General features: G+C 40.6%; 9 protein-coding genes. 1 reads left to right on the top strand and 8 read right to left on the bottom strand.

Annotated elements, in window-relative coordinates; genetic code table 11:
- Nucleotides 1–21 precede the first annotated feature (21 nt).
- The 8 genes from M5X66_RS06140 to flhD all read right to left on the bottom strand — a co-directional run bounded on the left by M5X66_RS06140 (nt 22) and on the right by flhD (nt 9186).
- Nucleotides 22–1587: a methyl-accepting chemotaxis protein gene (locus M5X66_RS06140; protein ID WP_036951488.1), complete on the bottom strand. Its 1566-nt coding sequence runs from the start codon at nt 1585–1587 to the stop codon at nt 22–24.
- A gap of 112 nt (nt 1588–1699) precedes the next feature.
- Complete coding sequence (locus M5X66_RS06135) at nt 1700–3385, bottom strand: methyl-accepting chemotaxis protein (RefSeq protein WP_036951493.1); 1686 nt, start codon at nt 3383–3385, stop codon at nt 1700–1702.
- 120 nt (nt 3386–3505) lie between these two features.
- A complete protein-coding gene (cheW, locus tag M5X66_RS06130) occupies nt 3506–4003 on the bottom strand; it encodes a chemotaxis protein CheW (RefSeq protein ID WP_006662059.1) in 498 nt (165 codons plus the stop codon).
- Nucleotides 4004–4019: 16 nt separating this feature from the next.
- Nucleotides 4020–6230 carry a chemotaxis protein CheA gene (cheA, locus tag M5X66_RS06125; RefSeq protein ID WP_108479570.1) on the bottom strand — a complete coding sequence of 737 codons (2211 nt, stop codon included), beginning with the start codon at nt 6228–6230 and terminating at the stop codon, nt 4020–4022.
- A gap of 92 nt (nt 6231–6322) precedes the next feature.
- The gene (motB, locus tag M5X66_RS06120; RefSeq protein ID WP_036951498.1) at nt 6323–7258 is read right to left on the bottom strand and encodes a flagellar motor protein MotB; all 936 of its coding nucleotides are present in this window, start codon (nt 7256–7258) and stop codon (nt 6323–6325) included.
- Between the two features lie 6 nt (nt 7259–7264).
- Complete coding sequence (motA, locus tag M5X66_RS06115) at nt 7265–8152, bottom strand: flagellar motor stator protein MotA (protein WP_036951501.1); 888 nt, start codon at nt 8150–8152, stop codon at nt 7265–7267.
- A 96-nt stretch (nt 8153–8248) separates the two neighbouring features.
- Nucleotides 8249–8839 (bottom strand): flagellar transcriptional regulator FlhC, encoded by a 591-nt coding sequence (gene flhC, locus M5X66_RS06110; protein WP_036951503.1) that lies wholly within the window; start codon nt 8837–8839, stop codon nt 8249–8251.
- On the bottom strand, nt 8836–9186 hold the full coding sequence (flhD, locus tag M5X66_RS06105; protein WP_036951507.1) for a flagellar transcriptional regulator FlhD: 351 nt from the start codon (nt 9184–9186) through the stop codon (nt 8836–8838). The genes flhC and flhD overlap by 4 nt, the downstream gene beginning before the upstream one ends.
- 1629 nt (nt 9187–10815) lie before the next feature.
- Here flhD and M5X66_RS06100 point away from each other — a divergent pair.
- Complete coding sequence (locus tag M5X66_RS06100) at nt 10816–11247, top strand: hypothetical protein (protein ID WP_036951513.1); 432 nt, start codon at nt 10816–10818, stop codon at nt 11245–11247.
- Nucleotides 11248–11412: the final 165 nt, after the last annotated feature.

Genomic DNA, 11412 nt, shown 5'->3' with positions numbered 1-11412 from the left:
ACGCTATCGCATGAATACCCATTACCGTCTAACTCGGGTCGACTGTTCTGGTAATTCGAAAAATTCCACAGTCTCGACCAAATTATTGGCTTGGTCTTCAAGTGCTGCTGTCGCACTGGTTGATTGCTCTACTAATGCGGCGTTTTGTTGTGTAACAGAATCCATTTGGCTTACTGCAATCGCAACTTGCTCAATACCTCGGCTCTGTTCATTCGATGCAGACGCAATATTGCCCATTAATTCAGTCACTTGGTTAACAGCGGCAACCAGTTCATTCATGGTTTGACCTGCTTCATTCACCAACTGAGAGCCCTGGTTCACACGCCCTACTGACTCGTCAATCAAGCCTTTGATCTCTTTCGCCGCTTCAGCGCTTCGTTGCGCTAATGCGCGAACTTCACCTGCAACTACCGAGAATCCACGACCTTGTTCACCCGCACGCGCCGCTTCTACTGCAGCATTTAATGCAAGGATGTTGGTCTGGAAAGCGATGCCATCAATGACACTGATGATGGCGCTAATTTTCTGAGAGCTATTAGAAATGGCAGTCATCGTGTCAATCACACCTTCCGTGATTTCACCGCCTTTTGTCGCTGTGCGCGATGCACTCACTGCAAGTTCGCTAGCTTGACGCGCATTATCGGCGTTTTGTTTCACTGTCGCAGTTAACTCTTCCATACTCGCTGCCGTCTCTTCTAACGAGGCGGCCTGCTGTTCTGTTCTTGATGATAAATTATTATTCCCTAAAGCAATCTCACGAATACCCGTATACATTTGGTCTGTATTAGAACGAATAGAGGTGACAGTTTTTGCCAATGATTGCTGCATGACTTTTAATTTTTCGAATACATCACCGATTTCATCACGGAAATTAATTTCAATATTCTGATTTAGTTTTCCTTCCGCAACGTGCATAAAGTGTTCACTCATGCTGTTTAATGGTGAAATGACTTTACGTTTTAACCACAGATGCACAACGGCAATCACACCGAAAATAATGACAATGACGGTAAAGAATGAAACCCATGCAAATTGGTTATAAAATCTTGCATCCGCAATAGAATCATTACTTTCATCATTTAAAACAGAGAGATAATTATTAATAACACTGATTAATTCATCTTGGTTTTGTTGTGCAGGCAGATTGATATAAGCCGCAACATCGTTGTTATCAAGATTGCCTTTCAATGCGTTTAACGTGACGACAAAGGCATTAAATTTCTCTTCCAATGCCGCTAAGTTTTCTTTTTCGCTTAGCACTGGCTGAGTTTTGAATTCGTTATACGATTTGTTAGCTGAAATTAAGTAGTTATCGAAAACAACGCGGGTTTCTTCGATTAATGGAACGTGGTCGCCTACTTTCATCAGTAAGGCAATTTGAGTCAGGCTATTACGTGCCTGCATTAAGTTTTTGCTGGTCTCTTCCAGTAATGCGCGTTTTTTAGAACCCATATCGATTCTTTCTAGCGCGTTTAATTCGCTGTTAACGATGCCAACAGAAACGCCGCTTGAGGTTAACTGCATGCCACAAAATAAAATCAGGAGTAAGTATAAGCTCACTGAAATTCGGATATTCTTTCCTAACATATTTAATCCCCTACTTATGCCAGCCAAAAATTTGGCCCTTTTTTAATTATCGAGCTTAAACATATAAAAGCGCTGCGAGAGAAACTCTCACAGCGCTCGAACAGATTTACCCTTAAAAGGTTTCCCAGTTATCGTCATCTTTATGATTTTTCGATGCGATTTTGGATAAATCTGGTGTTTTAACAATATTAGATACTGTTCTTGGTGCAGGTTGTGCGTTGCGTACTTTTGCTTGATCCATTGCAGGTAAACGGAAAATGGAGATCAACTGGGAAAGCTTAGCGACTTGCTCTTCCAGTACATTTGCAGCAACAGCGGATTGCTCAACGAGTGAGGCGTTTTGCTGAGTTACTTTGTCCATCTCTTCCACGGCAATACTCACTTGAGCAATACCTTTGCTCTGCTCATCAGACGCGGTTGCGATGTGCGTCATGATGTCAGTAACACGTGTGACTGAGTCGACAATTTTTGTCATTGTTTCACCAGCATCTTCTGCTTGGCGAGCCCCTACGTCTGTTCTAGAAACAGAGTCTTCAATCAAGCCTTTGATCTCTTTTGCTGCATCTGCGCTGCGTTGAGCAAGGCTACGAACTTCATCGGCAACCACAGCAAATCCACGGCCATGCTCACCAGCACGCGCCGCTTCAACCGCAGCATTCAATGCGAGGATATTGGTTTGGAAAGCAATACTGTCGATAACAGCGGTAATGTCAGAGATTTTTTGCGAGCTATCAGCAATGTTGCGCATGGTATGAACCACGTTAGACACCACTTTGCCGCCTTCTTTTGCAATAACAGAAGCTTGGCTTGCAAACTCGCTAGCTTGATGAGCATATTCAGTGTTTTGCTTAACGGTTGCTGTCAGCTCACTCATGCTAGCAGACGTTTCTTCTAAGCAAGCCACTTGCTGCTCGGTACGTGAAGATAAGTCATTGTTACCCGCTGCGATTTCAGTGGTTCCCTGATAGATAGTTTCACTACCATCCAGTACACCACGAACCGTATTGATCAGCTCTTGTTGCATGTGCTGAGCACCACGCGCTAACTCACCAATTTCATTGTTCGCTGAGGTATCAATTTTTGGCGTTAAATCCCCTGAAGCGAACACTTTAATGCGCTCGATCAGCGTATTTAATGGCTCAGTGATCCCTTTACGCACATAGCGATAGCTAATCACGCTGATCACTGCTAACAGTACGGATAAGATAACCAGCAAATACAGTGATTGGCGGTAATTGGATTCTGCATTCACGACTTCATTTTCAAAATCTGAAGAAATTTCAGCAAAATAGAGGCCAAATTGCTCTTCAAATTTGGCTTGTAACCCTGACGTTCTATGCGCATAGAAGCCGTTTAAATCCCCCTTCTCTGCATATTCCGACAGTTTGGTTAATGCAACACGATAATCCTCATAGGATTTTAGTAAGTTATCAAATAACCCCTTATCCACATCTGCGTTTGCCATCAACTTTCTGTAGCTGTCATACGCTTCATCGGCAGCTTTAAATTTACCTTTTGCTGAAGCAATAAGATCCGCAGCAGAGGCATCATCTTTAATGCTTAACTCTTCTAATAAATACGCGTTAATGGCGCGGTTTAAGTCAGAACGAGCTTGCAATAGATTGACCCAGCTTTGAGTCAGAACGAGTCTTTGGCGTTGGAGAGAATTCAAATAATTAATACTGTCGCTGTTATCGCCGAGTTTGGTAAACATCAAACCACTTGATACCAGCTGCAATAAAATAAATACAAAAATAACGGACAAAAGTCCTGATACGATTTTAATTCGACTGTACATGGTGTTTTACTAACATAGTGTTGTTGTAGTTTGGATATCGGACAGTTGCTCAAAAACTTTAGTCATTCACTTACCATTTTTGAGCAAATTATCAGCGTATTTAACGCATCTAATGACTCGTTATTCCGCGATATTGTCGATTAACGCCATCTCTTCACTGGTCAATAATTTTTCGATATCAACCAAAATCAACATACGTTCGCCTACTGTTCCTAGACCGGTCAGATACTGAGTGGATAATGTCACCGCGAAATCTGGCGGTGGTGCAATTTGCTCTTCATGCAACACCAGTACATCGGAAACACCATCAACCACAATTCCCACAACTCGGTCTTTTAAGTTCACAACGATGACGACGGTGTTGTCGTTGTAAACAACGTTTTCATGGGAAAACTTAATGCGCAGATCGATGATCGGAATAATGACGCCACGCAGGTTGGTGACACCTTTAATAAAGTCAGGAGTATTCGCAATACGAGTCACTTGCTCATAACCACGAATTTCCTGCACTTTTAAAATCTCGATTCCGTACTCTTCTTCACCAAGCGTAAAAATGAGGTAGCCTTCGCCATTCTTTTCTTCTTCAAGCTTGTTTAAATCGTCATCTAACATAGACATGGTATATAACCTCTATTTAGTGCATTACTGGTTGAGAAACAGGCTGTTTCTTATTAATCAAAATGTTGTTGTTCATTCTCTGCAATTCTGCGACGTCTAAAATCAGCGAAACAGAACCGTCGCCCATGATGGTTGCAGCGGAAATTCCCGGAATTTTGCGATAATTACTTTCGATATTTTTCACCACGACCTGCTGCTGCCCCACCAGCTTGTCAACCAATAAAGCGAAACGATGCCCCGCATTTTGGATGATCAGCGCGATACTATTGGCAAGATTTGGTTCGGCATTTTTGATAGAAAAGACGTGATGCAATTCGACCAGTGGTAAATATTCACCGCGAACGAGCAGCATTTTTTCTTCACCGGCAAGGCGATAGATATCCTCTGGACGTGGCTGTAATGTGCTAATAATTGCACTAAGTGGCACGATAAACACATCGTCAGAGACTTTGACTGACATACCATCAAGAATGGCTAAGGTTAATGGCAGTAAAATCCGAATGATGGTGCCTTTACCTTCTGTGAAACCAATTTGAATACGTCCGCCCATGTCTTGAATGTTTCGTTTAACCACGTCCATTCCGACACCACGCCCTGAAACATCCGTCACCACTTCGGCAGTAGAGAAGCCCGGCGCCATGATCAACATCGCGACTTCATCGTTGGTCATGCCATCGTGAACATTCATACCTTGAGAGCGAGCTTTTGCTAAAATTCGTTCGCGGTTTAGCCCTGCCCCATCATCACGCACTTCGATACAGATATTGCCGCTTTGATGTGCCGCAGAGAGCGTTAATGTTCCCGCTTCAGGCTTACCATTTGCCAAACGAACTTCTGGTTTTTCAATACCATGGTCGAGACTGTTACGGACAAGGTGATTCAGTGGATCGACGATGCGTTCGATAAGGCTCTTGTCTAATTCGGTTGAGCTACCTTCCACCTTTAGTTCGATTTTCTTACCCAGCTTAGAAGCAATATCGCGCACCATACGTGGGAAACGGCTGAAAACATAATCCATCGGCATCATACGAATGGACATAACTGACTCTTGCAGAGCGCGTGAGTTACGCTCTAATTGAACGATAGAACTGAGTAAATCTGCATATTCGTTTTGGTCAACTTGTTGGCTATGCTGAGTCAACATTGACTGGATGATTACCAGCTCGCCGACTAAGTTGATCAGTTGGTCAACTTTTTCAACTGCAACACGAATACTGCTTGAATCCCCTTTGGGCTTCGCTGCAGCAGCTTTTTTAGTGGCTGCGGATGACGATGCTGAAGATGATGATGTCGAAGATGGCGCTGACGTTGGTGCCGCAACAAGTGTAGATGTCGGTACAACCGCTTGAGGCGCTTCAACTGGATCGGCAGGTGCTTCAACCATTGCTGCCAACTCTTCCACCGTTGCTTCCAGCTCTTCGAGAGTTGCAGCAACTTTACTTTTCTGGTTACTACCTTGTGTTGCACGCTGGCACTCTTCAAAACTGATTTCGCTGTGCTGGATTTGAGACTCATCCACGACGAAACACAGTACTCCACAGATATCTTCGATATCCGTATTGGTCCCTAACCACGCTTTTAAGCTGGAATCACTTTTTTCAGAGCCAAATAAGCTACCGAATAAACCTAGTTCATCCGCTAATACATCTACTTCCGTCGATTTCAGACCGTTTAACGTAATGATGAAATAGTGAGAAAATTCGTTATTTGTCAACGCAGCATGAGTTTGCATCGCGGTTTCTGACGAGGACTCTTCTGTCGCAACATCGTCAGCCACAACACAGTCAGTCTCTTCGGTACTCATGCTAACAAGAGCGGCAACCTCTTCCGGGCCGACTTCGCTGACATCATGTTCAATGCTTTTGAGCACATCACAAATGCGTTTGAAAGTCTCATCATCCGGTAATGAGTCATTTTTATAGGCATCCAATTGGGACACCATCACGTCTTTTGCATCTAAGAAAACGTCAATAATATCTGGCGTTAATGTCAGCTCATCATGACGTGCCTTATCGAGCAAGTTTTCTAAGGTATGCGTGGTGTTTTGTAGATGAGTGAAACCAAAGGTTGCCGCCCCACCTTTAATTGAGTGGGCACTGCGGAATATGGCATTGAGCTGCTCGCTATCTGGGTCAATAGGATCAAGCTCAAGCAAATGCTGTTCCATATCCCTAAGCAACTCATCGGCTTCATCGAAAAATGTTTGATAAAACTCGGTAATATCCATGCTTTTTATCCAATTTCGCTTAAGTTTCACTTAACACTGACTGCCGGATAAGTCCGGCAGTAGTGAGATTCGGGTGATTATGGTTTTTGTCATTACTGTTTATCGGGTGACTTTGTCACCTTCACAGTCACAACATCACTGTTTGCCGGTATTGGCACATCTTCTGGGCCTTTTTTCAGCACATCGTTAATCGGTGTTGCGCCATCGTATTCATGTAAAATTTGATTTGTTTCATCTTCATTCAATACGATGATGCTGATCCGCCGGTTGACGGGTGCTAAGCCGTTTTCTTTGTCTAAATGGATGGATGAAGCCATCCCTACTACACGTAAAACTTTTCGCTCATCCATTCCCCCCATGATCAGCTCACGGCGAGAGGCATTGGCTCTATCGGATGAGAGTTCCCAGTTGCTGTAATAGGCTTCGCTGGCATACGGCAAGTCATCCGTATGTCCTGAAATACTAATGCGATTCGGGACATCATTGAGTAGTGGCGCAATGGCACGCAGAATATCGCGCATGTAAGGCTCGACGGTAGCAGAACCCACTTTAAACATAGGGCGATTGGCGCTATCTACGATTTGAATTCGTAAACCATCGTTGATCATGTCAATCAATAAATGGGGTTTTAATTCATTCAAACGCGGGTCTTGTAAAATCGCTTGCTCAAGATTTTCTTTTAATTTTTCAAATCGATAATTCGCATCACCGGAAATGATGTCATTTGGTTCTGGCATCACGTCACCATCACGAAAAATCGGATCTTTTCCACCACCGGGAATGGGGTTAGTGGCATCTCCGCTTTTCGTTCCTGGGTTGATGGCAGTACTGAGCGGAGTACGAAAATACTCCGCTATCTTGGTTAATTCTTGAGGACTGGAGATGGAAATCAGCCACATAACCAGAAAGAATGCCATCATCGCAGTCATAAAATCAGCGTAAGCAATTTTCCATGCTCCACCGTGGGCATGCTGCTGATGACCGCCTTTTTTCTTAACACGAATAATTTGAGGGCCATTGGCTGCCATTAGCGATTACTCCTCAGTAGTTTCTGTTGCGCGATTACCGACTTTGACTTCACGGACTTTGTCTTCCAGCTCAAGGAATGATGGTCTATCAACGCTAAATAAGACTTTACGACCAAATTCAACCGCAATTTGAGGGGCATACCCTTGCAACGAAGAGAGGAAAGTGACTTTAATACACTCCATCATTTTTAATTGTTCGCTACTGCGCTGACGAATTAAACTAGCCAGTGGCAAAATAAATCCATAAGCCACTAAAATACCAAGGAAAGTTCCTACCATTGCATGAGCAATCAAGGCGCCCAATTCACCCGCAGGTCGGTCTGCAGCTGCAAGTGCATTCACCACACCTAGAACAGCCGCCACGATCCCGAACGCAGGCATGGATTCACCCACCATGTTCAAACCGGATGCTGGTACTTCATTTTCTTGACGGAATGTTTCTAGCTCTTCATCCATTAATGCTTCGATTTCATGGGCTTGTAAGTTACTTGTCACCATTAAACGTAAATAATCCACGATAAACATCATGGCAGTTTGATCTTTGAGAATGCGAGGATACTGAGAAAAAATCTCACTCTCTTGCGGGTTTTCAATATCTTTTTCGAGCGCAAGTAGACCTTGTTGACGAGATTTATTCAAAAGCTGAAATAACAAAGCCATCAAGTCCATTGACATGGCTTTGTTGTAAGAAGAGCGACGGAAGAGTCTTGGTAATACTTTGCATAATGCAACGATGGCTTTACCACTGTTACCCACAACAAATGCGCCTAAACCAGCCCCTAAAATAATGACAAACTCAGCTGGTTGGTACAGCGCGCCAAGATGACCACCGACCATGACATAGCCACCGATAACGGCAGCTGTAACAATGATATATCCGATGAGTATTAACACAGTATTCCCTTTCACTCCGTTGGTTAACAGATGGCAGTCAAAGGGAATATGAGGAAGGACAGGCAATAAAATTGCCTGTAAACCAAATTAATCCAATTACATTACCGCTTTGGTAATGCCATCTTGTCGATATTCCGTAATATCGGCGAGATGCTCGGAAAGTTTACGTTTTTTTATCGCTCGTGATGGAGGCTGGCACAAGCTACACGTAAAACTATTTTCAGGAATGTGGGCATAGGTGATAAATGAACCACTACAGCAATTGCAATCGGAACTTTGCAACATGCCACTTTCCACAAAACGAACTAATGTCCATGCACGGGTTAATGCCAAAATTGGCTCGTCTCCAGTATTGGGTGAACACTGCTCTAGATAGAGTCGATAGGCTTTGAGAATAGCATCAACCCCTTCACATTGACCGGTTTTCAGTAAAAACTGATAGGCGTTGTAGAACATGGATGAGTGAATATTTTGTTCCCATGTCATAAACCAATCGGTTGAAAAAGGGAGCATCCCTTTTGGTGGTGGGCAACCTCTGAGTTCTTTGTATAAACGCACTAAGCGTCCGCGACTAATTTGAGTTTCGCTTTCTAACATCTGCAGGCGAGCCCCAAGAGAAATCAATTCCATTGCCAAACGAATATCATTAGCTTCCTTGACAATACTTTTTTCAGCTACGCTACTCATCTTTTTCTCGCTATATCTGAATCGGACTCATTATGCGTTTGCAATAATCGGGTAGAAAGAAGGATACCCGTATGAATTTGCTGCAATTCATCAACTCGAGAATCTCGAGTAAGCTTTTCAATCGTGTCGCTGTTTTCAAATCTAAATTGACAGATTAGCTGATTTGTTTCCGCTAATTTAACCAATTGAGGTAAAGAAAGTTCTGCTAAAGTGTTTGCCATTGAATCGGAAATCCCGAGACGGAACATGGCAGTGGCTTTTTCCTGGGCGATAAGCTTTTGAGCTAAAAGCAAATATGAAAGATTAATATCGTATATATGCTTCAGAAAATCAGTGGTAGAGCTCATTTTTTTATACCTTTCGAATAATTATTAACATCTGCATGAAGAAAGAACAAATATCAATTTGAGCCGAATGTGTTAACCAAAGTTTTAAATATGAAAATAATTAAAGCTGGATAGTGTAGTCCATTACTATCCCATGAGGTCCATTGAAATACCCAGTTTGGAGTATATAAACACACAGGTTCAAACTTAAATTAAATATATTTCCTGATTACCTACAACAATAACGAGTGGCTAAAAAGTTAGCATTTCCTGTAAATCTCAGAATATACCGATTTCATTATTAGCCGTTAATTATTATGCACCACTAAATTAACTATTCAAGACACTTATGTTTCTTTTTGGTCTATCGGGATAATTATCCATCTATATATTAACAATTCTTTATTACAACTATATCTTAATCCTACTTATCTCAAATATTCACAACATTTAGATTTTTCATAAGTCAAATACTAGCATTTTAAGTAAAAAACTCACACATATGAGGGAATTTATAAGCGATAAACACTAAGCATAACGAAAGAGCCTACATATTGATCTAAATCAATCTTTATTACTCTCGTAAAAATGCAATTCGTTTAAAGGCTTAGTAATATCGGTAACTTAGGAATAAAAATTAAACATTATTTTTCAATGTGTTTAATCAAAATTACAAATCTTAATCAAATTAATTCAATTTTTTCCTGCCAAGATTAAAGTTAAATTTGTCATACATATTATTATTCCATAGTAAATTTATATTAATTAAATTTAACTGTATTAATATTAACCAATAGCAATAACATTAAAAATTCTAATTAAGACCATTTTATATACAGACAATACCATTAAAGATTTCAGATAAAATTGTCATGAATTTTCATCGAGCATTGCCATATTAATAAGCAATATTGTTATTTTTGTATGACAAACTCATTTTAATTAAATTAACTTTTCAAACATTTGATTAACCTATTTAGCTATTATTTTTTGCATAAAAAATTCAAGCCACAGCATTAGTTAGCGCACTGAGTTATTGATAAAAGGAAAAAATAAAAAAAACTAAGCACCATTCTCCTAGCGAATTTATAAACAATAAGATGGTCATCCAAGTTCACTACATCTATGTGTAAATAAGCAAGACCTGCTTCGAAAATATGACTTATGTAAATAAGTAATTTAACTTATTACCCCCGCGTACATATCGCTGTTTATTTACCAGTTAGTAACAATGAATGATAATATCATTATGTTACTATATACTTTTATTTTAACAAATTACTTAACCACAATGACAACATTACGTATAACTGCTTATTCGAATTAAGATACATATACGTTTTCATATGTTTTATTTAAAAAATTATATGATGACTAAAAGGGTAAAATTGGCATATTGATACTGAGGTGAAGGGTGGATAAAATATTGTTAAAACTGGGACTTGGCTCACAAAGAGGTGATGAGGTTACATCATGGTTTCATTATGAAACAGGCTTATTCTTTAGCCAATCAGGCATAAAATCGGTAAAAATGTTCGTTCTCCAAACTATCGCTATCCATTTTTCATTTTATTAACATGCAACCCATTGTCTATTCTGTGACGCTTTGTACTATTTATCTTATAAAGAAATTAATTTTTGAGGTTTACTATGTTTAATTATTTAGCAACAGTTGAATTTGTCGAAGATGAAGGAGTATACGAAATTAATTTTTGTGATTTTCCCGATATTCAAGGCGTGACTTATTGCGCAGAAGATGTCGAACTAGAGGCTCAAGAAACATTACTCGCCACACTTTCGGAGCTAATCACATTAAGAAATCCGATTCCTCTTCCCCAAAATTCGGTCACTAATGCGTTTGCTATTCATTTACCTGTATTGAGTTGCTTAAAAATCGCACTACACAATGCCATTCTTGAAACTCAAACTCCGCGGAGCAAACTTGCTCGGACACTCAATATCAGCGCTCAACAAATAGAGCGGTTACTTGACCTACAATATGCATCAAAAATTGAAGCGCTCGAACAAGCTTTATTTGTCGTGGGATATGACGTGAAAGTGACCGTTAGCCCTATCGTTTAGAAATAACCAACGAAGATAACGGTTAAAAAGAAGAAAACTCGTGGCATTTTCAGTTAAAAAATAAGCTATATCACTCTTATATATATCCAATACCCCAACTGTCATTATTTAGAATTAAGTATTTGGTACATTTCATCTTATTCTGCTATTTTTATTTTCAGGTTA

The sequence above is a fragment of the Providencia sp. PROV188 genome (genome assembly GCF_027595165.1).
GTDB classification, from domain to species: Bacteria; Pseudomonadota; Gammaproteobacteria; order Enterobacterales; family Enterobacteriaceae; genus Providencia; species Providencia lanzhouensis.
Note: the sequence above shows the minus strand (reverse complement) of the source record. Positions and strands in the feature narration are given on the sequence as shown.

Excerpts from the sequence above, each read along its gene's own strand:
- M5X66_RS06140 (WP_036951488.1), bottom strand. The coding sequence starts at position 1,587 with ATGTTAGGAAAGAATATCCGAATTTCAGTGAGCTTATACTTACTCCTG.
- M5X66_RS06135 (WP_036951493.1), bottom strand. The coding sequence starts at position 3,385 with ATGTACAGTCGAATTAAAATCGTATCAGGACTTTTGTCCGTTATTTTT.
- cheW (WP_006662059.1), bottom strand. The coding sequence starts at position 4,003 with ATGTCTATGTTAGATGACGATTTAAACAAGCTTGAAGAAGAAAAGAAT.
- cheA (WP_108479570.1), bottom strand. The coding sequence starts at position 6,230 with ATGGATATTACCGAGTTTTATCAAACATTTTTCGATGAAGCCGATGAG.
- motB (WP_036951498.1), bottom strand. The coding sequence starts at position 7,258 with ATGGCAGCCAATGGCCCTCAAATTATTCGTGTTAAGAAAAAAGGCGGT.
- flhC (WP_036951503.1), bottom strand. The coding sequence starts at position 8,839 with ATGAGTAGCGTAGCTGAAAAAAGTATTGTCAAGGAAGCTAATGATATT.
- flhD (WP_036951507.1), bottom strand. The coding sequence starts at position 9,186 with ATGAGCTCTACCACTGATTTTCTGAAGCATATATACGATATTAATCTT.
- M5X66_RS06100 (WP_036951513.1), top strand. The coding sequence starts at position 10,816 with ATGTTTAATTATTTAGCAACAGTTGAATTTGTCGAAGATGAAGGAGTA.